We start from the raw sequence: 20,771 nt of genomic DNA on the forward strand, positions 1-20,771 counted from the left end.
GGACCGCTTTTGCTGAGCATGACAATAGCCGCAAGGCCGCGCCAGCGTCAGACTGGTTTGTTCCGGATAAGCCAGAACGGGTAGCCAGGCCTGATGTTAACCAGTTGTTTACCCCTGCAAAAGTGCCGCTGACGGGCTTTACCCTGTCTGTGCGCGCATTTAACCCTTATTTGTGTCATACCCACGGCATTTAAGGATGCTAATTTTTATTTACCCGGACCGCTTTAAACCGTCAAATCAGCCAATATTATGGATAATGAACAAAAACACCCTTTCGATTGTGCATTTGACTTTTTTTCCTGCTTTTTTAGGGTATTCCCGCAAATTGCTCAGCGAAAGAATAGATTTTGTTTTAAACTCATTTGTTACAAGCGGATACATTTGTATACAAGGAGACAGGCATGCATCACACCACACCGTTGATCACTACCATTGTCGGAGCACTGGTTCTGGCATTTCTCCTTGGGATGCTGGCGAACCGCCTGCGTATTTCGCCCCTGGTTGGCTACCTGATGGCAGGCGTGCTGGCTGGCCCTTTTACCCCCGGCTTTGTTGCCGATACCAATCTGGCTCCTGAACTGGCAGAACTCGGCGTGATTCTGCTGATGTTTGGTGTCGGCCTGCACTTCTCAATGAAAGATCTCATGTCGGTAAAGTCGATAGCCATTCCCGGTGCCATCGCACAGATCGCGGTCGCGACGTTACTGGGAATGGGCTTATCGTGGACAATGGGATGGTCGTGGATGACCGGCCTGGTGTTTGGTCTCTGCCTTTCTACCGCCAGTACCGTGGTGTTACTGCGCGCGCTTGAAGAGCGGCAACTGATCGATAGCCAGCGCGGGCAGATTGCGATTGGCTGGCTGATTGTTGAAGATCTGGTGATGGTGCTGACACTGGTGCTGCTGCCTGCGATTGCCGGCATGATGGAACAGGGCAACGCCAGTGCCGGACTGCTGGCCTGGGACCTGCTGTGGACCATCGGCAAAGTCGCCGCCTTTATGGTGCTGATGATGGTGGTGGGACGGCGTGCCGTCCCCTGGATCCTCGCCCGCAGCGCCGCCACCGGCTCGCGTGAGCTGTTTACTCTGGCGGTATTAGCGCTGGCGCTGGGCATCGCCTTTGGTGCTGTTGAATTCTTTGATGTTTCGTTTGCGCTGGGCGCTTTCTTTGCCGGTATGGTGCTGAACGAGTCGGAACTGAGCCACCGCGCCGCGCGCGATACGCTGCCGCTGCGTGATGCCTTTGCCGTGCTGTTCTTTGTCTCGGTCGGCATGCTGTTTGACCCGTCGATTCTGGTGACGCAGCCGCTGGCAGTGCTGGGCGCGCTGGTGATTATTGTGGTGGGTAAATCGGTCGCCGCCTGGCTGCTGGTATCGCTGCTCGGCCATTCACGTCGTACAGCGTTGACCATTTCGGTTAGTCTGGCGCAGATTGGTGAATTCGCCTTTATTCTGGCCGGTCTGGGTATCTCGCTGGGCCTGCTGACTGACGAGGGCCGCAACCTGGTGCTGGCCGCCGCCATCCTGTCGATTATGCTTAATCCGATCCTGTTTACCCTGCTGGAGCGTTTCCTGGCGAAAACGGAGACGATGGAAGAGCAGACGCTGGAAGAGGCGATTGAAGAAGAGAAGCAGATCCCGGTGGATTTCTGCAATCACGCGGTGATTGTGGGTTACGGCCGGGTGGGCAGTCTGATTGGTCAGAAGCTGCTTGAAGCCAATGTTCCGCTGGTGGTGGTTGAAAACTCCCGCGCTCGTGTCGAAGCGCTGCGCGAGCGCGGCATCAAGGCGGTGCTGGGTAATGCTGCCCGCGCTGACACGATGGAACTGGCCCGACTCGACTGCGCCCGCTGGTTGTTACTGACTATTCCGAATGGCTATGAAGCGGGTGAAGTAGTCACCGCCGCGCGTGAAAAACATCAGAATATCGAGATTATCGCCCGCGCCCACTATGACGATGAAGTCGAGTACATCATGGAACGGGGTGCCACCCGTGTGGTGATGGGTGAACGTGAGATTGCCAGCAGTATGCTGCAAATCCTGCAGGATGAGATGACCCAGGGCGAAGATTTACAGCCCTGCGATGTCGTGCGCTGATTCGTGTTAAGCAAAGCCTGGCAGGCTTCTGATATATCAAAACCAGAGTAAATTTTACCGCAACGAATAAACTCAACACGCAGGGAACACGGACAGAAGAGCAAAGCGTCCCGTCGACCGGGACAAAAACGCCGGGAGCGTTTTTGAACAACGCGAAGCGTTGGCCCGGCTACGGGCGCACCTCAGGGATGAGGTGCGTACTAAAAACGCCGGGAGCGTTTTTGAACAACGCGAAGAATTCGCCCGGCTACGGATGGCTTAGCAATTTTCCGATCTGACCGTGTTCCCTTAACAGGCTCGATCTCATCGCTAACCGAGCCAGACGTTGCCAGTCTTCTAAGGCCCTTCTCTTCAGAAGGGCTTTTTTATGCGCGGCAGCTGCCAGCTTTACCTATCCCAGTAAGACTCTTCCAGACTGTCTTCCCGCTCCGGCAGACCGCGGGTCAGACGCGGCGAATGCTGATTCAGCACCTGGTAGCTGACGCGGTTGGCATATTTACATACCTGCGCCAGCGATGAGTAGGTCAGGTAAGGACGCGCATGTTTGCTGGAGTTTGGCACATTCAGGCTGTGATAGTTGTTGGCGGTGATGTCATGCAGTAACGCCGCCAGCGCACCATCTCCGGCGCCGTTGGTGTTCATGATCTTTTCCGGTCCGCCCATATAAGGCGCGATGTGCGAGAAAATGCGCAGCGGCTGCTGGCAATCCTGCTGGCGCATCACCCGGCTGAACTCATACTGGTTGAATTCAGCAATCGCGCCAGGCAGCAGCGGATGGTTGGTTTTGCGTTTGAACTCTTCTTCGGTGTAACCCGCCATATAGAGCCCAATCGGGCCAGCAGTACACAGCACCAGATCGACCCAGTCCAGCGCCATATTGGCGGCGAGCAGCGGATCGCTTTCGCCGGTCAGCGCCAGCGCTTCCTCTTCATTCATCGCCACGATGCTGACATGCTCGCGCAGGAAATCGCGCCAGAACTGAGGATTGTCGCCAATCACATGTTTGGTGCCCAGCGTCAGCACCACCGGCACGTTGTGGCGTTTGGCATACTCAATCGCCCGTAACGTTGCCTGTGGCATCGGTTCACCTTCGGCACAGCGCACCAGATAGGAGGTCAGTACCAGCGCAGAGGCTCCGGCGATCACCTCTTCCGGTACGTTATCCGGATGCAGCTGGTTCATCTGGCCGGGGCTGATAGCAAAGGTTCGCTCGCCATGTTCGCCAATCAGCGTAAAGCAGCGTCCAATGGCGCCATCCACGCCCTGCAGATAGTTAAGATCGACCCGGCTTGAGGTGTTACAGAGATAGCGATAGGCGTAGCCGCCAATCTGGATGTTATTGCACATGACGCCCAGCAGCACGGAGCGGTCATCGGCCAGCACCGAGAAATTATGCAGCGTGTTACCGATGGTGCCACCAGCAAACTGATGGGTGATCAGCGCTTCCTGCATCAACTCGTTGTACAACGCTTCCGCGACGGCATTATCGATAACCAGCGAGTGCCCGGCACTCAGGCCATAACGTGCGAGAAAAGCGTCATCGACTTTGGCTTCGATATCCACCAGCGTCTGGTCGATACCCACCACCCAGCTGCCTGCATCAACATCGTGTTGGGCGGGCTGTAACAGGGGATCGCGTGCGCTGACAGGAAAGTAGTGTTTGGATTTGCGTTTGCCGGGAAATTTCATCGGGAGGTGCCGTCTGGAAAAACAGGCGGAGAATGATATCACACTCTCCGCCTGCGCTTTAACGGCGTGCGTCGACCAGTTGCACCATCATGTCGATATGCGCCTCATCGGCGTTCAGCGCAGGGATATACTCAAACTTCTCACCCCCGGCATGCATGAAGATTTCGCAGTTTTCACCACTGATCTCTTCCAGCGTCTCCAGGCAGTCTGACGAGAAGCCCGGGCTCATCACCTGAACATGTTTGATCCCTTTAGCGGGCAGGCTTTCCATGGTTTTATCGGTGTAGGGCATCAGCCACGGCTCACGACCAAAACGCGACTGGAAGGTCATCATATACTGATCGTCACGCAGGCCCAGCGCTTTGACCAGGGCCGCCGTGGTATCCGCACAGCGCTGCGGGTAGTCATCGCCTTCGTTAGCAAAACGTTGCGGAATGCCGTGGAAGGATAACACCAGCAGATCGGGCTGACCGTGCCGCTCAAAGGATCGCTCCACCGTCGCTTTCAGCGCGGCGATATAGGCCGGATGTTCGGCGTAGTCGCGGATAAACTGCACATCAGGCAGCGAGCGGTAATCTTTGAATACCGCGGTCAGGCCATCCCACACTGCCGCCACGGTGGAGCAGGAGAATTGCGGATAGAGCGGCAGCACAATCAGGCGGGTCACGCCCTGCGCCATTAGCTTATCAACCGCGCTTTTCAGGCTGGGATTACCGTAGCTCATGCCCACCTCGACGGGCATATCGACCCGTGCCGCCAGCGCATCGCGCTGACGCATGCTGTAAACCAGCAGCGGTGAACCGCCTTCCATCCAGACCGATGAGTAGAGCTTAGAGACGCGCGGCGAGCGAAACGGCAGAATAGCGGCATTGAGAACCGGCCACCAGAGCCAGCGCGGCGCATCGACCACGCGCGGATCGCTTAAAAACTGTTTCAGATAGCGTTTAACTGCAGGTGTGGTGGGCGCGTCTGGCGTACCTAAATTAACCAATAACACGCCGGCCTTATCTTGCCTCATTTGAGTTCCTTGATAACAACGGGGATGCGTGAAAACGGGAAAATTGTAGCGGAATTAGTGGGAGGTAAAAGCGATTACTGCAAAAGGGGCCAGTAATACCGGCCCCTGTGAACTTAGCCCAGGATCTTAGCCAGCTCGGCACTGACTTCGGTCACCTTACGGGTGCCGTCGATTTTATGATAGGCAGTGTTGCCCGCTTCCGCTTCTTTGCTGTAGTAAGCAATCAGCGGCGCGGTCATCTGATGATATTCCACCAGGCGTTTACGCACGGTCTCTTCCTGATCGTCTTTACGCATGGTCAGCTCTTCGCCGGTCACATCATCTTTGCCTTCCACTTTCGGTGGATTAAAAGTGACGTGATAAACGCGGCCTGATGGCGTGTGAACGCGACGGCCCACGATACGCTCAACGATCAGTTCATCCGGTACGGCGAACTCCAGCACGTGATCAACGGTGATCCCGGCCTCTTTCATTGCATCTGCCTGAGGAATAGTGCGCGGGAAACCGTCCAGCAGGAAACCGTTTTTGCAGTCTTCCTGGGTGATACGCTCTTTGACCAGCGCAATCACCAGCTCATCGGTCACCAGTTTGCCAGCATCCATAATGGCTTTCGCCTGGTTGCCCAGCTCGCTGCCTGCTTTTACTGCTGCACGCAACATGTCGCCGGTGGAGATTTGCGGAATGCCATACTTCTCCATGATGAATTGGGCCTGAGTCCCCTTACCTGCGCCCGGAGCTCCGAGCAGAATAATACGCATTGCGTAAATCCCCTTGCGAATCGCATTGATCTATCTTAGAAGCGAAAGAACATACCATTATGACCCGCTCATCACAAGGAAGGGCGCGGATCGCGCAGGGCGACCTGAGCTGCTTTTTGGCCCTGCCCCCTACCCGCCTGGCCTGCCGGACGCTTTTTCAGATTTACCGCCTGAGCCGAGCAGGAATTGCAGTCGTCGGCTCAGATGATGGGTCATATTCACGCTTTTTTTGCCGCTGCCGCGCACGTTAGCATTCAGCAGCAGCCGCGCCTGCTGCGGCCATTTCACCACATCTTCCGCATCTGACAGCGATGTGATCACGGAGGCCGGGACATTAAAGCTGGCAAACGGCAAACCGGGCTGATGGCAGGAGTTCAGCGGCAGCGGGTCTGACAGGGAGAGCGCATCGACGGTGGCGGCATTGTAAGGCCGCCAGTGCGGATCGTCGAAGCGGCGCAGTGCCTCATGCGTGGCGGTCAGGGTCAGCCCCTGTTCGAAAAGCCGCAGTTCGCTGCGCACCAGCGTACTGAAGTCATGGGTCCGCAACGCCACCAGCACCAGATCGCTGCAGATCTCAGCGTGGCGATCCAGTCGGGTGACAAACAGATGGGCTTCGTCGATCAGTTTCTGATGCAGCACGCTGGCAAAACTCTCGCTCGCCTCCGTCACACCCTGGTTCTGGCAATCCCGCAGCGGACGCACGCGGCCATTGGGCAATTCGACATGTGGTACCAGCATGATGCTGCCTGCGATCAGCGGAACTGCTGGCAGGATGTTGAGTTCGGTTACCGGAAAGTGCGAGGCGTAACGGTGCTGATTGCGCGCCTGCTCCTGCCGCAGAAAGAGCTGAGAAAGAAGGACCTGCGCCACATGCAGCGAGGGCGCGAAGAAGAGATCGAACTGCTCCAGCCGGTAAAAACGTGAGAGCGCCAGGCGTAACCGATGGCGCGCCTCTGCTGAGGTTTCAGAGGATAAAGAGCGGTGTGCCATGGTTGTCTCGCTTCGGGGAGTGTGCGGCGTGAACGCAGGTTAAGCGAGGCGGAATACCCTGAAAAATCACAGATATAAGGCTGAGTCAACCCGCCAGAATTTGCCCTACAGAGTAGGGCAATGCGGCTGGACTTTAAAATGATATAAATTGACAATCCCTGTTAGATTTTTGCACAGGGGAAGAGGATGAACGGACTGCCGCCACTGAGAGCGCTGCACTATTTTCACCAGGCAGCCTTACACAGCAGTTTTAGCGTGGCGGCTGAACATCTGCATGTTACGCACAGCGCCATCAGCCATCAGATTCGCCAGCTGGAGAGCTGGATGGGCAAACCACTTTTTGTCCGCAGCCATGGCCGCGTGAAACTGACCTCACACGGTGAACGTCTGCTGCTGAGCTGTCAGCAGGCGTTCAGTGAGTTGCGCAGCAGCTGCGAAAGCATTCGTACCGGGCTGCTTCAGCAGATTCGGGTCTCCTGCGCCCCCAGCTTTTTGTCGCAATGGCTGATCCCCCGTATCGCCAGCTTTTATCAACGCTATCCGGAGATTGAAGTTCACTTCCAGCCGCTGACGCAGATCTCGCAACTGCGCAGCGAACATGTGGATGTGCTGATCCTCAGTCACGGCGAGCCACCTGAATCTGACATAGACGCCACGCTGGTCAGCGAGGATGAGATTGGACCGCTCTGCGCACCTCACTTTGCCTCGCAGCTGCGGGGCGGCGAGGATCTGGCCGCGATGCCCCTGCTGCATGCGGATACCCGGCTGCACGCCTGGTCAGAGTGGGCGGACAAAGCTGGGGTCAGCGGCCGTTTTAACGGCGGTAAGCATTTTGAGAGTCTGACACTGGGGATTCAGGCCGCACGAAGTGGTCTTGGCGTCCTGATGGCACCGCGTTTGCTGGTACGCAAAGAGCTGGAGGATGGCACGCTGCTTGCGCCGCTTGGCTTTGTACGCGTCGAGCGGGCCACATGGATGATGACAAAGCAGAGCCGTCGGCACGATACGGAGATCAGCCTGTTTCGCGACTGGCTGCAGGATGCCGCAAAACCATAAAAAAAGCCGGTGAGGGTCACCGGCTTGATGCTGTGGCTTTATCAGCCGTCTGAGGCCGGTGAAAACCACCGGCCTGTTACCATTATGCGGTCAGCAACTGGTTCATGCGGCGGATAAACTGGTTAGGATCGTCCAGCGTGCCGCGCTCGGCCAGCAAGGCCTGATCCAGCAGCAGCTCAATCCACTCACCGAAGCGTGCTTCATCCTGCGTATCCGCAACACGTTTCACCAGCGGATGATCCGGGTTGATTTCGAACAGGTACTTCACTTCCGGCACTTCCTGTCCGGCCGCGGCAAACAGCTTCGCCATCTGCGTGGTCATCTCGTTGGCGTCGGTGGTGACAATCGCCGGAGTATCGGTCAGGCGATGCGTCAGACGCACCTCTTTCACGCGTTCGCCCAGCAGAGTTTTCACCCGCTCAACAAAAGGCTCCAGCGCTTTTTCCGCCTCTTTCTGCTCTTCGGTCTCTTCATCCGCCAGCTTGCTCAGCGATTCATCCGCTTTGCTGACTGACTGGAAGGTTTTACCATCGAACTCAGTGAGGTAGCTCATCATCCATTCGTCGATGCGATCGGAGAGCAGCAGCACCTCAATGCCTTTTTTGCGGAACAGTTCCAGATGCGGGCTGCTCTTCGCGGCGGCATAGCTGTCAGCGGTGATGTAGTAAATCTTCTCCTGACCTTCCACCATGCGGCTGACGTAATCTTCCAGCGAAATGGTCTGTGCTGAACCTTCGCTCTGGGTAGTGGCGAAACGCAGCAGCTTAGCGATCGTCTCCTGGTTAGCGTGATCTTCCGCCGGGCCCTCTTTCAGCACCAGACCAAACTCATTCCAGAAGGTCTGGTATTTCTCGTTGTCATCTTTCGCCAGTTTTTCCAGCATCTGCAGGGTACGCTTCGTCAGCGCGGCGCGCAGACTCTGGGTCACGCGGCTATCCTGCAGGATCTCACGGGAGACGTTCAGCGGCAGATCGTTGGAGTCAATCAGGCCACGCACAAAGCGCAGATAGTTCGGCATAAACTGCTCAGCGTCATCCATGATAAAGACGCGCTGTACGTAGAGTTTCAGGCCATGTTTCTGATCGCGGTTCCACATATCAAATGGCGCACGCGCCGGAATGTAGAGCAGGCTGGTATATTCCTGCTTACCTTCCACCCGATTGTGGCTCCAGGCGACCGGATCGCTGTAATCGTGGGCGATATGCTTGTAGAACTCGTTGTACTCTTCGTCGCTGATCTCAGATTTGTTGCGGGTCCACAGCGCCTGGGCTTTGTTAATCTTCTCCCAGTGTGTCCCTTCGCCTTCTTCATCTTTGCTTTCGATCTCAACCGGCAGCGCGATGTGATCGGAATATTTGCTGATGATGTTGCGCACGCGCCATGCATCCAGGAACTCATCCTCGCCTTCGCGCAGATGCAGGGTGATCTCGGTACCGCGATCGGCTTTCTCAATCTCAGCCAGGGTATATTCGCCCTCGCCTGCGGATTCCCAGAACACGCCTTCTTCGGCTGACGCGCCCGCGGCACGGGTACGCACAGTGACTTTATCCGCCACGATGAATGCAGAATAGAAACCGACACCGAACTGACCAATCAGCTGGCTATCTTTCGCCTGATCGGAGCCCAGCGATTCAAGGAAGGATTTGGTGCCTGACTTGGCGATAGTCCCGAGGTTCTCAATGACCTCATCGCGACGCATACCGATACCGTTGTCGCTGAGCGTAATGGTACGGTTGTCCTTATCAACAGAGAGACGAACGTGCAGCTCGCCATCACCTTCATACAGGCTGGAATCTGACAGGGCACGGAAGCGCAGTTTGTCTGCCGCATCCGAGGCGTTGGAGATCAGCTCACGCAGGAAAATTTCTTTGTTTGAATAGAGAGAATGGATCATCAGGTGCAGAAGTTGTTTTACTTCCGACTGAAAGCCACGGGTCTCTTGTCCTTTCATGGTCATTGCTACCTCAACAAAACAGGTTGAACAAACGTTGAGGTTGATGTGGGGGTGACAGGGAGATTTTCAAGCCGGTGTCTGTCACAACACCGGCAAGTGATTAAAATTTAAACTTCTGGCGGCCCGCCAGTGAATGGGACAGCGTGGTGCCATCAACCATCTCCAGCTCACCGCCCACCGGTACGCCGTGCGCGATACGGCTGGCGTCGACGCCATACTGACCACAGAGTTCCGCGATGTAGTTCGCGGTCGCCTCGCCTTCAACCGTCGGGTTGGTGGCGAGGATCACTTCCTGCAGGGTTTCACTCTCCAGTCGCTGCTCCAGACGATCCAGGCCAATATCAGCCGGACCGATGCCGTCGAGCGGCGAGAGATGTCCCATCAGCACAAAGTAGCGACCGCCAAACTGGCCGGTTTGCTCAATGGCGTGAATATCCGCCGGGCTTTCCACCACGCAGATTTGACCATTCTGCTGACGCCGTGGATTGGCGCAGATGGTGCAAATTTCCTGCTCGGTGAATGTCCGGCAATCGGCGCAGTGTCCGATCTCCGACATCGCCCGGGTCAGCGCCTGCGCCAGCCGCATGCCACCGCTGCGATCGCGCTGCAGCAGCTGAAACGCCATGCGCTGCGCCGACTTCGGCCCAACGCCGGGCAGACAGCGCAGCGACTCCATCAAAGATTCAAGCAGTGGACTGGTTTGCATCAGAACGGCATCTTAAAGCCTGGTGGCAGCTGCATGCCTGAAGAGACAGAAGCCATCTTCTCTTTCTGGGTTTCATCAATGCGACGTGCCGCATCGTTGAACGCGGCTGCAATCAGATCTTCCAGCATATCTTTGTCATCTTCCAGCAGGCTGGGATCGACTTCCACGCGACGGCAGTTGTGCGCGCCGTTAATGGTGACTTTTACCAGGCCAGCACCAGACTCACCGGTCACTTCAATCGCGGCAATCTCTTCCTGAACCTTGGCCATTTTGTCCTGCATCTGCTGGGCCTGTTTCATCAGGTTGCCCAATCCGCCTTTACCACCAAACATAGTTTTCTCTCTCAGCTGAGGCTACAACGCTATCGTTAAGATAGCAGCAGCGTGTTCAAACAGGTCGGATACTCTCCTCATCCAGATCGGCATCAAAAAAGCGCTGCAGCGTCTGAATGTGGGTATCACAGGTGATCGACTGACGCGCCTGCGCCAGTTTCTCTTCGTAAATGGCCTGACGCCATTCAAGTGGCGTCAACACCGATGAATTATCGTCTTCAACTACCGAGAGTTCAACTCTCTGACCGGCATGCTGACTCAGCGCATCGCTTAATACCTGCTGCGCCGACGGTGAATTAAGGTGACGCTGGCTGCTACGCAAATGCAGGCAGACCCCAGTTTCGGTGGTCTCTTTCCAGGCATTTAACGCCAGCTGCTGCACCAGTTTCGGCAGCGGCAGGATCGCAATCTCTGCGGCCCAGGGATCGCGCTGCTGCGCTTCTTCGGCCAGACGCGCCGCCAGCTCAGGGGTTTTCTCATGCTCCAGCGCAGAACGCAAGGCCTTTGGCGTCGCCACCGGCTCCGCCACTTCCACCGGCTGATTAACCGCTTTCCAGCGGTACGCTTCCTCTTTTACCGGGGCGGCAGGCTCGCGATCGCGGATACGCTGCTGACTGCGCTCGGTGACCGAGGCCAGCCGCTCCAGCGCGGAGTTGGCCGGCCGCGCACCTGGCGCTGCCGGCTCACGCTTTTTTGGCTTGTTCGCTCCCTGACGCAACAACTGAGTGCGCGCCTGCAGGAGCTGACTGGTGGAACTGGAAAGTGCGGTATCAGGTGTGGCATCTGGCGACGGCGAATGCTGCGGTGCAGCATCGGGCGCGGCCATCTGCGGCTGAGCGGCAACCTGCTGCTGCGTCTGCTCCGGCATCTGCTGTTGAGTCTGCTGCGCGACGGGCGACGCGGTGTGCGACGGCGGCGTAGCGGCAGGTGACGGTGAGGCTGGCTGTGCTGCCGGTTGCCGTGCTAACGACGATGGGCCGGATGCTGCCGGTGACGTCTGCGCAGGGGCGACAGGCGCCGTCTGCTGAGTTAATGCGGGACGCGCAATGGGTTCAGCCACGGCAGCTTTAGGATGAAACGCCAGTGCACGCAGCAGCGTCATCTCCACACCCATGCGACGATCGGGCGCAATAGGCAGATCCTTGCGGCCCATCAACAGGGTCTGATAATAGAGTTGCAGATCGGCGGGCGGCACCACCCGCGCCAGTTCACGCAAGCGAAGGGCGTTACTCTCATCATCGTCATTAAGCGAGGTCGGCAGCAATTGCACCATCGCAATCTGGTGCAGCAGGCGCAGCATTTCTACCAGCAGCGCTTCCCATTCCACACCCCGTGACGCGGCCTGGCTCAACAGGCTCATCACCTGCTGACCGTCACCGTCGACCAGCGCTTCCAGCAGCCCCAGCGGCTGTTCATCGTCCAGCGTGCCGAGCATGACGCTGACCGTACTGCTGGTCACCGCGCCCTGCCCCATGGCAATGGCCTGGTCGGTAAGGCTCAGCGCATCGCGCATACTGCCATCGGCAGCCCGCGCCAGCAGCTGCAGCGCCCGGGTTTCACTCTCAATCTGTTCCTGCTTCAGAACATGCTCAAGCTGCTGACGGATTTGATCCACATCCAGCGCTTTGAGGTGGAACTGCAGGCAGCGCGAGAGAATGGTCACCGGCAGTTTCTGCGGATCGGTGGTCGCCAGCAGGAATTTAACGTGTGAAGGGGGCTCTTCCAGCGTCTTTAACAGCGCATTGAAGCTGTGACGCGACAGCATATGCACTTCATCGATCAGATAGACTTTGAAGCGGCCACGCGCCGGGGCGTACTGCACGTTGTCGAGCAGATCGCGGGTATCTTCAACTTTGGTACGCGATGCGGCGTCGATCTCAATCAGATCGACAAAGCGGCCCTGCTCAATTTCACGGCAGTTATCACACTGACCACAGGGGGTGGCAGTGATACCGGTTTCGCAGTTAAGGCCTTTGGCCAGCAGACGCGCAATAGTGGTTTTCCCTACTCCGCGGGTGCCGGAGAAGAGATAAGCATGATGGATGCGTCCCAGAGACAATCCATTCGCCAGCGCCGTCAGAACATGTTCCTGACCGACAACATCAGCAAAAGCCTGGGGACGCCATTTTCGCGCAAGTACCTGATAGCTCATGTGGAGTTCGACGAAGTTGGATGGAAAGATGAGCGCAGACGCTCTGCAACCCCTGTATAAGATTGCAGTAGTCTATCAGCTACGCTTTTGGCTGGCACTCGTTATCTTGACGCCGAAGGCGTGACGGCCTCGCCGGATGGCAAGGCCGAAAGAGTGGCTTAGTGGCCGGGGAATTTAACCAGGCTGTAGCTCTCAACGCCCATGGCATTAAGACGCGTTTCTCCGGTCAGATCGAACAGATTAATAATGAAAGCCGCGTCTTTAACTTCACCGCCTGCACGACGAATCAGTTTAACGGTCGCTTCAATCGTCCCGCCGGTCGCCAGCAGGTCGTCAACCACCAGCACCAGATCGCCTGGCTGGATGGCATCTTTGTGCAATTCCAGCTTATCGGTGCCGTACTCCAGCTCATAGGATTCGCTGTAGACTTCACGGGGCAGTTTGCCGGGCTTACGCACCGGAACAAAACCGACGCCGAGGCCTAACGCCACCGGTGCACCAAACAGGAAACCGCGCGCTTCCGTCCCCACCACCTTAGTGATGCCTTTATTACGGTAACGCTCAACCAGCAGCGCAATCGACGCGGCATAGGCTTTGGGATCTTCCAGCAGGCTGGTGACATCGCGGAACAGGATGCCTGGCTTAGGATAATCGGGAATGCTTTTAATGCTGTTTTTAATGAATTCAAGCTGCTGCGCAGTGTCGGTCATAATGATACGCCTGGTAAAAAATTCTGTTTCGCGCAGCTTCAAAAGCGCTAATACCTGATAACAGGCTCAGCGGAAGTCAATTCACAAAGGGAAGCCACGCACGAAGACGCCCAAATCTAAGCAAATGACCGGCTAAATGCAACTTTATCGCGGCGGCGGCGGTGCGTCCGCTGCTTCTGCCACCACCGGAATACGCCACATAAACAGCAGCAGCGCCGCCAGCATGATCAGCAGCATGATGCGTACCCAGAGCTGATGCACCAGGAAAAGTGAGAGACTAAAGGTGGCGACTATCAGGCAGATAGCGCGTACTTTAGCCCCTGGCGGCATCGCGCGATGCTGCTGCCAGTGACGCAGATAGCGGCCAAATGGCGATTTCCACAGCAGCCAGTGATGAAAACGCGGCGATGAACGGGCAAAACACCAGGCCGCCAGCAGCATGAATGGCGTGGTAGGTAATAAAGGTAATACAATGCCCAGCGTCCCCAGCACAATCGCCAGCCAGCCGAGGGTTAATAACAGAATGCGTTGCATGAATGCCGCCCAACTCTTTCCTCATCAGCGTACGTTAGCACAATTGAGCGTCACGCGATGAGTGCGATCGCCATACAACAGCGCCTGCAACAGCTCCTTATCGCCCTGCGGCAGGAACTCGCCTGCCATTCAGATGGGGTTTGCCGTCTGCCACGTTTTGATACTCAGCTGTTTCGCACCAAAGGCACGCGGCTGGCTGATTACCTGCTGGAAGTGGAACAGAATTTTGCCCGGCTGTGCGACAGCAGCCACGATCTGGCCCGCAGTGCCTGGCTGGCTGAACGCCTGGTCGATCAGATTGCCGCCCTGCAACGTGAGGCGAGTACGCAACAGCTGCGTACCCGACGCGAACAGCCCGTCAGGAACCCACGCGCCGCAAAATATCAGGAGTACCGTGAATTTGAACGGCGTTTGCTGGCAATGATCGATCAGCGTGAGCAGCGGCTGGCGCTGGCCGAAACGCTGGCGGTACAGCATCAGCTGAAACAGGATCTGGAAACGTTAGAGCAGCGACTGGCACGCTGTCGGCAGGCGATTCGCTCTGTCGAATGGGCCTCTTCGTTGCGCGGCAGCGAATAAAGCGCAGCGTGACAAAAGCGCTCCTATACTGGGTGTGATTCGGCGCGGAGAAGAACCATGGCTTTACTTGTGTGGCTGTTAAGCGGTTTACTGCTGGGGTTGCTGAAGCGCCTGCTGATGCCGGGACCACCGGGCGGCCTGGTTGCTACCCTGACGCTGTCGATGATCGGGGCACTGATTGGCGGCTATATCGCCACCTATTTTGACCTGGGCACCCTGGCAACGCTGCATATTGGCGCACTGGGCGTGGCGATTCTCGGTGCATTAGTGATGCTGCTGGTCGCGGCCCGACTACGTATTTAGGAGAAGAGATGTCACTGGAAAATGCCCCTGACGACGTCAAACTGGCAGTTGATCTGATTCAACTACTGGAAGAGCATCAACTGCCGGTAGAAACCGTGCTCTCAGCGCTGGCCATGGTGCAGCGCGATTTCGAAAACAAGCGTGATCGCCCATCGGCTTAGTGGTGGGCAGTCAGCGTCGGACTGAGGCGCAGCATATCGATAAAGGCATTGACCAGCGTCGGCGCGTCTCCGGCTAAATCAAAACTGTCCGGCGCAAACAGCCAGCTTTCCATCATACCGTTGACGTAACCGCGCAGGATAAGAGCGGCCTGACGCGTGCTGAGACTGCCCGGAAGTTGTCCGGCTTCGATACACTGGCGCAGCACATCTTCAATTTTGTCGTAGCACTCCAGCAGTAAGCTCTGCTGCATATTCTTCAGCGCCGACATTTCGCCCACAAATTCACATTTGTGGAAAATGATCTCCATCAAGGCGCGGCGCTGCGGATCCTTTGCTGTCGCGTCAAAGATATAGACCAGCATCGCTCGCAACACAGAGAGTGGATCGCCAGGGTATTTTGTCTGATACTCAAGTTCCACATCGTCCAGACCAGCATCACAACGAAGCCATATTTCATGTAATACATCGGCTTTATTTTTGAAGTGCCAGTAGATGGCCCCTCGCGTGACGCTGGCAGCGGTTGCAATATCCGCCAGAGAAGTGGCTGAAACGCCCTGCTGCGAAAACAGAACAATGGCGGCATCAAGAATTTGATGTCGCGTTTCAAGTGCTTGCGCTTTGGTTTTTCGTGCCATAAGGGGCTTTTTTTACAAACAGGTAAGTTTACATACATTTGCGAATGTATGTACCATAGCATGACCTGCGACTTGACACAGCAATGGGTTTTTCAGTTTGTGATCCATTGACCAATTGATATCGGACACTAGAGGTTTATTTATGAATAAAATCAGAGGATTATCGCCTCTGGCGGCCGTCCTGATGCTATCAGGCAGCTTTTTGTTAACAGGATGTGACAACAATAAATCCGAACAAGCCGCCCAGCAACCGCCAGCAGTGGGGGTTGTAACACTGAAAACTGAACCCCTGAAAATCTCGACTGAATTACCTGGCCGCACCTCGGCATATCGTGTCGCCGAAGTCCGTCCGCAGGTTTCCGGTATCATTCTGAAGCGTAACTTTGTTGAAGGCAGCGATGTCAAAGCGGGTCAGTCTCTTTATCAGATCGATCCAGCTACCTATCAGGCTGCCTATGACAGCGCCAAAGGTGATTTAACTCAGGCGCAGGCCAATGCACGCATCGCTCAGCTGACAGTCAAACGTTATAAGCCTTTACTCGGCACCAAATATATCAGTCAGCAGGATTACGACACCGCCGTTGCCACGGCCGCGCAAAACGATGCTGCGGTTCAGGTAGCAAAAGCCAATGTAGAAACGGCCCGCATTAACCTGGCTTATACCAAAGTCACCTCGCCTATCAGTGGCCGCATCGGCAAATCGTCAGTAACGGAAGGTGCGCTGGTACAAAACGCACAAACCACCGCTCTGGCCACTGTGCAGCAACTTGACCCGATGTATGTCGACGTCACCCAGTCGAGCGAAGATTTCATGCGCTTACGTTCAGAACTGGAGTCGGGTCAGCTGAAGCAGAACGATGGCAAAGCCAACGTGACCCTGCTGATGCAGAACGGCAACAGCTATCCACAGACAGGTACGCTGGAGTTCTCTGACGTTACCGTTGATGAAACCACGGGTTCTATCACCCTGCGCGCCATTGTCCCGAACCCGAACCATGCGCTGTTACCGGGCATGTTTGTTCGCGCTCGTCTGGATGAAGGTACCAATCCTAATGCGTTGCTGGTTCCGCAACAGGCGGTAGCCCGCACCCCAACGGGTCAGGCAACGGTCATGGTGGTGGGTGCAGATAACAAAGTGGAAGCTCGTCAGGTCACCACCTCTCAGGCGATTGGCGACAAGTGGTTAGTCACCGACGGTGTTAAAGCGGGTGAACGTGTGATCAGCACGGGTCTGCAGCGAGCCAAGCCGGGCGCACAGGTTACCCCACAAGAAGTCTCAGACGATGCGAAAGCGGCACCCGATTCAAAGCCGCAGTCTGACAAGTCATCGTCATAACAGGAGCCGTTGATTCATGGCTAAGTTCTTTATCGATCGGCCCATCTTTGCGTGGGTGCTCGCCATCATCATTATGCTGGTCGGTGCGCTATCGATTCTCAAACTTCCGATTGAGCAATATCCCAATGTTGCACCGCCGGCGATTGAGATTCAGGCCACCTACCCTGGTGCAGATGCTAAAACGCTGCAGGACTCGGTGACCCAGGTCATCGAACAAAATATGAACGGCATTGATGGACTGATGTATATGTCCTCAAGCAGCGACTCATCCGGTACGCTGACCCTGACGATCTCCTTTGAGTCAGGAACAGATGCCGATATCGCGCAGGTTCAGGTGCAGAACAAACTGCAGCTGGCGACGCCGCTGTTACCGCAGGAAGTACAGCAACAGGGGATTCAGGTTAAGAAATCTTCCAGTAGCTTCCTGATGGTAGCGGGCTTCATCAGCGACGATGACAATATGACGCAGAATGATATTTCTGACTTTATTTCATCGTCCATCAAAGACCCGATCAGCCGTACCAAAGGCGTGGGTGATACCCAGGTATTTGGTGCGCAGTACGCGATGCGTATCTGGATGGATCCGCACAAGCTGAACAACTACAACCTGACGCCGGTTGATGTTATCAGCGCCCTGAATACGCAGAACACCCAGGTTGCTGCCGGTCAGTTGGGCGGTACGCCTCCGGTTCCGGGACAGCAGCTTAACGCCTCGATCATTGCGCAAACCCGTCTCACCTCTACCGATGAATTCGGCAAAATCCTGCTGAAAGTGAATGAAGATGGTTCTCAGGTTCGTCTGCGTGATGTGGCAAGGATTGAACTTGGCGCGGAAAACTACGAAATCGTTGCCCGTTATAACGGCAAGCCTGCGTCCGGTATCGGTATCAAGCTGGCCACCGGTGCGAATGCGCTGGATACCGCCAATGCGGTGAAAGAAGAACTGGCCAAATTGCAGCCGACGTTCCCGGCCGGTTTGAAAGTGGTCTATCCGTATGACACCACGCCTTTCGTTAAAATCTCGATTTTCGAAGTGGTGAAAACGCTGATCGAAGCGATCGTGCTGGTGTTCCTGGTCATGTATCTGTTTCTGCAGAACTTCCGCGCCACGCTCATTCCTACCATCGCGGTCCCTGTGGTATTGCTGGGTACGTTTGCCGTTATCAGCGCTTTTGGCTATTCGATAAACACCCTGACGATGTTCGGGATGGTGCTGGCCATCGGCTTGCTGGTGGATGACGCCATCGTGGTGGTCGAGAACGTTGAGCGCGTAATGGCGGAAGAGGGATTACCGCCAAAAGAAGCGACTAAGCGTTCTATGGAGCAGATCCAGGGCGCACTGGTCGGTATCGCGCTGGTGCTGGCTGCCGTATTTATTCCGATGGCGTTCTTTGGTGGTTCGACCGGTGTTATCTACCGTCAGTTCTCCATCACTATCGTTTCGGCAATGGCGCTGTCGGTGCTGGTCGCCTTTATTCTGACTCCGGCACTCTGTGCCACCATGCTGAAACCGATTAAAAAAGGCGAGCACGGTAAAACCACCGGTTTCTTCGGCTGGTTCAACCGCATGTTCGACAAAAGCACCAACCACTATGTGGATGGTGTGGGTCACATGGTTCGCAGTACGGGTCGCTATATGGTGATCTATCTGGTGATCGTGGTCGGTATGGCGTTTCTGTTTGTGCGACTGCCCTCTTCATTCTTACCGGAAGAGGATCAGGGTCTGCTGCTGGCTCAGGCGCAGCTGCCTGCTGGTGCAACCCAGGAGCGTACGCAGAAAGTGCTGGACCAGGTGACGGATTACTTCCTGACCCAGGAGAAAGACACGGTTAAATCGGTGTTTACCGTTAACGGCTTCGGCTTTGCCGGTCGTGGACAGAACACCGGTATCGCCTTCGTCAGTCTCAAGCCGTGGGATGAGCGTACCGGCAGCGACATGAAAGTACCGGCGATTGCTGGCCGTGCCATGCAGGCGCTGGGCGCGATCAAAGATGCAATGGTCATTCCTTTCAACCTGCCAGCCATTATTGAACTGGGTAACGCGACCGGCTTCGACTTTGAGCTGATCGACCAGAATAACCTTGGCCACGATAAGCTGACGGAAGCGCGTAATCAGCTGTTCGGCATGATTGCGCAGCATCCTGATACGCTGGTTGGCGTCCGTCCTAACGGGATGGAAGATACCCCGCAGTACAAGCTGACGATCGATCAGGAGAAAGCACAGGCGCTGGGCGTATCACTGAGTGATATCAACACCACGCTGGCGGCTTCCTGGGGCGGTTCCTACGTCAATGACTTCATTGACCGCGGTCGCGTGAAGAAAGTTTACGTCATGGGTAAAGCGGACGCCCGCATGCTGCCGGACGACATTGGTAAATGGTACGTGCGCAACAGCAGCGGAACCATGGTGCCCTTTTCTGCCTTCTCGTCAGCGAAATGGCAATATGGTTCACCGCGTCTTGAGCGTTACAACGGTCTGCCTGCGATGGAAATCCTGGGACAGGCTGCGCCAGGCAAAAGCTCGGGTGCGGCAATGGACCTGATGGAAGAGCTGGCCGCGAAACTGCCTGCCGGTATCGGCTATGACTGGACCGGCATGTCCTATCAGGAACGCTTGTCAGGTAACCAGGCCCCTGCGCTCTATGCCATCTCGCTGATTGTGGTCTTCCTGTGTCTCGCCGCACTGTACGAGAGCTGGTCGATTCCATTCTCGGTTATGCTGGTTGTCCCGCTCGGGGTCATTGGTGCACTGATCTTTACCACCCTGCGTGGCCTGAGTAATGACGTCTACTTCGTAGTGGGGTTACTGACAACCATCGGCCTCTCCACCAAGAACGCCATCCTTATCGTCGAATTTGCTAAAGATTTGATGGATAAAGAGGGTAAAGGGCTGATTGAAGCTGCGCTGGAAGCGTGCCGTATGCGTCTGCGTCCTATCCTGATGACGTCACTGGCGTTTATTCTCGGGGTACTGCCGCTGGCGATCAGTACCGGGGCCGGTTCCGGTTCGCAAAACGCCGTAGGTACCGGTGTTATCGGTGGTATGGTCACCGCGACCATACTGGCGATCTTCTTCGTTCCTGTGTTCTTTGTGGTGGTACGCCGCCGCTTTGGCAAGAAAAAAGAAGAATCAGCGAACAGTCATCCGGTTGAGCATAACCAGACTCACTAAGCTGTAAATCATCTGAGGCCGCGCAAGCGGCCTTTTTTTATGCCTGCGATTCTGCCCTTCTCCTTTCCTGTCCCCTTGCTTTTCCTGTCTCACGGACAGTTGCAATCCTGGCCTGTGCATCGCATAATATTGTTATAGTATAACATTACATAGGTGTGCATTATGAAAGCGAATATTCATCCTCACTATCGTCACGTGGTTTTCCATGACACATCGGCTGATGTCTGGTTCAAAATCGGATCAACCATCAAAACCGATCGCACCGTGGAGTTCGAAGGCGAAACGCTGCCCTACGTCACCCTGGATGTGTCGTCTGCCTCACATGTGTTCTACACCGGTAAACAGAAAGATTTTGCCAAAGAGGGCAGCACCGCGCGCTTTAACCAGCGTTTCGGGCGCTTTCTTGGAAAGAAATAGAGGAGAGGATCATGCAGGTATTAAGCTCGCTGCGTTCAGCAAAAAATCGCCATCGGGATTGTAAAGTGGTCCGCCGCAAAGGCCGTATTTACGTGATCTGTAAATCGAACCCGCGGTTTAAAGCAGTACAGGGAAGAAAGAAAAAACGCTAGTTTGTGTCGTGATGACTGGCC

Annotated in this window: 20 protein-coding genes and 1 other annotated feature; of the genes, 9 read left to right on the plus strand and 11 right to left on the minus strand. The window is 55.8% G+C overall.

The genetic code is table 11. From position 1 onward, the window contains the following. Positions 1-401: 401 nt before the first annotated feature. A complete protein-coding gene (ybaL, locus tag NR195_RS17880; protein WP_010671227.1) occupies positions 402-2,096 on the plus strand; it encodes a YbaL family putative K(+) efflux transporter in 1,695 nt (564 codons plus the stop codon). Positions 2,097-2,483: 387 nt separating this feature from the next. On the opposite strand, the gene NR195_RS17885 is transcribed toward ybaL, so the two are convergent. From NR195_RS17885 to NR195_RS17900, 4 genes are all read right to left on the minus strand, one after another. Next, positions 2,484-3,785, minus strand: a complete 1,302-nt coding sequence (locus NR195_RS17885; RefSeq protein ID WP_010255936.1) for an inosine/guanosine kinase — start codon at positions 3,783-3,785, stop codon at positions 2,484-2,486. A gap of 58 nt (positions 3,786-3,843) precedes the next feature. Then, positions 3,844-4,803, minus strand: a complete 960-nt coding sequence (hemH, locus tag NR195_RS17890; RefSeq protein ID WP_256844786.1) for a ferrochelatase — start codon at positions 4,801-4,803, stop codon at positions 3,844-3,846. 113 nt (positions 4,804-4,916) lie between these two features. Beyond that, positions 4,917-5,561, minus strand: a complete 645-nt coding sequence (gene adk / locus NR195_RS17895; protein WP_010671225.1) for an adenylate kinase — start codon at positions 5,559-5,561, stop codon at positions 4,917-4,919. A gap of 129 nt (positions 5,562-5,690) precedes the next feature. Continuing rightward, positions 5,691-6,551 (minus strand): DUF6024 family protein, encoded by an 861-nt coding sequence (locus NR195_RS17900; RefSeq protein ID WP_010255933.1) that lies wholly within the window; start codon positions 6,549-6,551, stop codon positions 5,691-5,693. A gap of 186 nt (positions 6,552-6,737) precedes the next feature. Here NR195_RS17900 and NR195_RS17905 point away from each other — a divergent pair, with 186 nt between their 5' ends. Next, positions 6,738-7,607, plus strand: a complete 870-nt coding sequence (locus tag NR195_RS17905) for a LysR substrate-binding domain-containing protein (protein WP_033785429.1) — start codon at positions 6,738-6,740, stop codon at positions 7,605-7,607. An 82-nt stretch (positions 7,608-7,689) separates the two neighbouring features. Here the strand turns inward: NR195_RS17905 and htpG are convergent, their stop codons facing one another. The 6 genes from htpG to NR195_RS17935 form a co-directional block, all read right to left on the minus strand. Beyond that, a complete protein-coding gene (gene htpG / locus NR195_RS17910; protein WP_029519428.1) occupies positions 7,690-9,564 on the minus strand; it encodes a molecular chaperone HtpG in 1,875 nt (624 codons plus the stop codon). A 97-nt stretch (positions 9,565-9,661) separates the two neighbouring features. Further along, positions 9,662-10,267, minus strand: coding sequence for a recombination mediator RecR (gene recR, locus NR195_RS17915; RefSeq protein ID WP_003850420.1), 606 nt, complete (start codon positions 10,265-10,267; stop codon positions 9,662-9,664). After that, positions 10,267-10,599, minus strand: coding sequence for a YbaB/EbfC family nucleoid-associated protein (locus NR195_RS17920; RefSeq protein ID WP_003850423.1), 333 nt, complete (start codon positions 10,597-10,599; stop codon positions 10,267-10,269). The genes recR and NR195_RS17920 overlap by 1 nt, the downstream gene beginning before the upstream one ends. A 55-nt stretch (positions 10,600-10,654) precedes the next feature. Continuing rightward, a complete protein-coding gene (dnaX, locus tag NR195_RS17925; protein WP_033779645.1) occupies positions 10,655-12,751 on the minus strand; it encodes a DNA polymerase III subunit gamma/tau in 2,097 nt (698 codons plus the stop codon). Beyond that, positions 11,252-11,313 (minus strand) — a sequence feature (DnaX frameshifting element). Its footprint overlaps the gene before it by 62 nt. A gap of 158 nt (positions 12,752-12,909) precedes the next feature. Next, the gene (gene apt / locus NR195_RS17930) at positions 12,910-13,461 is read right to left on the minus strand and encodes an adenine phosphoribosyltransferase (RefSeq protein ID WP_010671221.1); all 552 of its coding nucleotides are present in this window, start codon (positions 13,459-13,461) and stop codon (positions 12,910-12,912) included. Positions 13,462-13,605: 144 nt separating this feature from the next. After that, entirely contained in the window at positions 13,606-13,995 is a 390-nt protein-coding gene (locus NR195_RS17935) for a DUF454 family protein (protein WP_010255914.1), read from the minus strand. A gap of 57 nt (positions 13,996-14,052) precedes the next feature. On the opposite strand from NR195_RS17935, the gene priC reads away from it, so the two are divergent. The 3 genes from priC to rsmS are packed head-to-tail and all read left to right on the plus strand — an operon-like array spanning position 14,053 to position 15,038. Further along, the gene (gene priC, locus NR195_RS17940) at positions 14,053-14,574 is read left to right on the plus strand and encodes a primosomal replication protein PriC (protein ID WP_010255912.1); all 522 of its coding nucleotides are present in this window, start codon (positions 14,053-14,055) and stop codon (positions 14,572-14,574) included. A gap of 57 nt (positions 14,575-14,631) precedes the next feature. Next, positions 14,632-14,877: a membrane protein gene (locus NR195_RS17945; RefSeq protein WP_033766644.1), complete on the plus strand. Its 246-nt coding sequence runs from the start codon at positions 14,632-14,634 to the stop codon at positions 14,875-14,877. Positions 14,878-14,885: 8 nt separating this feature from the next. Then, positions 14,886-15,038: a pleiotropic regulatory protein RsmS gene (gene rsmS, locus NR195_RS17950; protein ID WP_010255907.1), complete on the plus strand. Its 153-nt coding sequence runs from the start codon at positions 14,886-14,888 to the stop codon at positions 15,036-15,038. On the opposite strand, the gene acrR is transcribed toward rsmS, so the two are convergent. Then, positions 15,035-15,673, minus strand: coding sequence for a multidrug efflux transporter transcriptional repressor AcrR (gene acrR / locus NR195_RS17955; RefSeq protein WP_010255906.1), 639 nt, complete (start codon positions 15,671-15,673; stop codon positions 15,035-15,037). The two genes, rsmS and acrR, sit on opposite strands and share 4 nt — an antisense overlap. A 142-nt stretch (positions 15,674-15,815) precedes the next feature. On the opposite strand from acrR, the gene NR195_RS17960 reads away from it, so the two are divergent. From NR195_RS17960 to ykgO, 4 genes are all read left to right on the plus strand, one after another. Beyond that, on the plus strand, positions 15,816-17,009 hold the full coding sequence (locus tag NR195_RS17960; protein ID WP_010255904.1) for an efflux RND transporter periplasmic adaptor subunit: 1,194 nt from the start codon (positions 15,816-15,818) through the stop codon (positions 17,007-17,009). Positions 17,010-17,025: 16 nt separating this feature from the next. After that, positions 17,026-20,181 carry a multidrug efflux RND transporter permease subunit AcrB gene (locus NR195_RS17965; RefSeq protein WP_010255902.1) on the plus strand — a complete coding sequence of 1,052 codons (3,156 nt, stop codon included), beginning with the start codon at positions 17,026-17,028 and terminating at the stop codon, positions 20,179-20,181. A 162-nt stretch (positions 20,182-20,343) separates the two neighbouring features. Next, positions 20,344-20,598 (plus strand): type B 50S ribosomal protein L31, encoded by a 255-nt coding sequence (locus NR195_RS17970; protein WP_010671219.1) that lies wholly within the window; start codon positions 20,344-20,346, stop codon positions 20,596-20,598. An 11-nt stretch (positions 20,599-20,609) separates the two neighbouring features. After that, complete coding sequence (gene ykgO, locus NR195_RS17975) at positions 20,610-20,750, plus strand: type B 50S ribosomal protein L36 (protein WP_010255896.1); 141 nt, start codon at positions 20,610-20,612, stop codon at positions 20,748-20,750. Positions 20,751-20,771: the final 21 nt, after the last annotated feature.

Source organism: Pantoea sp. Ft-CA_14 (genome assembly GCF_024520875.1).
Lineage (GTDB): Bacteria > Pseudomonadota > Gammaproteobacteria > Enterobacterales > Enterobacteriaceae > Pantoea > Pantoea agglomerans.

What these genes read in the sequence shown, in the direction of transcription:
- ybaL (WP_010671227.1), top strand. Translation starts at nt 402, where the DNA reads ATGCATCACACCACACCGTTGATCACTACCATTGTCGGAGCACTGGTT.
- recR (WP_003850420.1), bottom strand. Translation starts at nt 10,267, where the DNA reads ATGCAAACCAGTCCACTGCTTGAATCTTTGATGGAGTCGCTGCGCTGT.
- apt (WP_010671221.1), bottom strand. Translation starts at nt 13,461, where the DNA reads ATGACCGACACTGCGCAGCAGCTTGAATTCATTAAAAACAGCATTAAA.
- NR195_RS17900 (WP_010255933.1), bottom strand. Translation starts at nt 6,551, where the DNA reads ATGGCACACCGCTCTTTATCCTCTGAAACCTCAGCAGAGGCGCGCCAT.
- NR195_RS17965 (WP_010255902.1), top strand. Translation starts at nt 17,026, where the DNA reads ATGGCTAAGTTCTTTATCGATCGGCCCATCTTTGCGTGGGTGCTCGCC.
- priC (WP_010255912.1), top strand. Translation starts at nt 14,053, where the DNA reads ATGAGTGCGATCGCCATACAACAGCGCCTGCAACAGCTCCTTATCGCC.
- acrR (WP_010255906.1), bottom strand. Translation starts at nt 15,673, where the DNA reads ATGGCACGAAAAACCAAAGCGCAAGCACTTGAAACGCGACATCAAATT.
- NR195_RS17945 (WP_033766644.1), top strand. Translation starts at nt 14,632, where the DNA reads ATGGCTTTACTTGTGTGGCTGTTAAGCGGTTTACTGCTGGGGTTGCTG.
- rsmS (WP_010255907.1), top strand. Translation starts at nt 14,886, where the DNA reads ATGTCACTGGAAAATGCCCCTGACGACGTCAAACTGGCAGTTGATCTG.
- NR195_RS17885 (WP_010255936.1), bottom strand. Translation starts at nt 3,785, where the DNA reads ATGAAATTTCCCGGCAAACGCAAATCCAAACACTACTTTCCTGTCAGC.
- ykgO (WP_010255896.1), top strand. Translation starts at nt 20,610, where the DNA reads ATGCAGGTATTAAGCTCGCTGCGTTCAGCAAAAAATCGCCATCGGGAT.
- NR195_RS17920 (WP_003850423.1), bottom strand. Translation starts at nt 10,599, where the DNA reads ATGTTTGGTGGTAAAGGCGGATTGGGCAACCTGATGAAACAGGCCCAG.
- NR195_RS17905 (WP_033785429.1), top strand. Translation starts at nt 6,738, where the DNA reads ATGAACGGACTGCCGCCACTGAGAGCGCTGCACTATTTTCACCAGGCA.
- NR195_RS17935 (WP_010255914.1), bottom strand. Translation starts at nt 13,995, where the DNA reads ATGCAACGCATTCTGTTATTAACCCTCGGCTGGCTGGCGATTGTGCTG.
- hemH (WP_256844786.1), bottom strand. Translation starts at nt 4,803, where the DNA reads ATGAGGCAAGATAAGGCCGGCGTGTTATTGGTTAATTTAGGTACGCCA.
- adk (WP_010671225.1), bottom strand. Translation starts at nt 5,561, where the DNA reads ATGCGTATTATTCTGCTCGGAGCTCCGGGCGCAGGTAAGGGGACTCAG.
- NR195_RS17970 (WP_010671219.1), top strand. Translation starts at nt 20,344, where the DNA reads ATGAAAGCGAATATTCATCCTCACTATCGTCACGTGGTTTTCCATGAC.
- dnaX (WP_033779645.1), bottom strand. Translation starts at nt 12,751, where the DNA reads ATGAGCTATCAGGTACTTGCGCGAAAATGGCGTCCCCAGGCTTTTGCT.
- htpG (WP_029519428.1), bottom strand. Translation starts at nt 9,564, where the DNA reads ATGACCATGAAAGGACAAGAGACCCGTGGCTTTCAGTCGGAAGTAAAA.
- NR195_RS17960 (WP_010255904.1), top strand. Translation starts at nt 15,816, where the DNA reads ATGAATAAAATCAGAGGATTATCGCCTCTGGCGGCCGTCCTGATGCTA.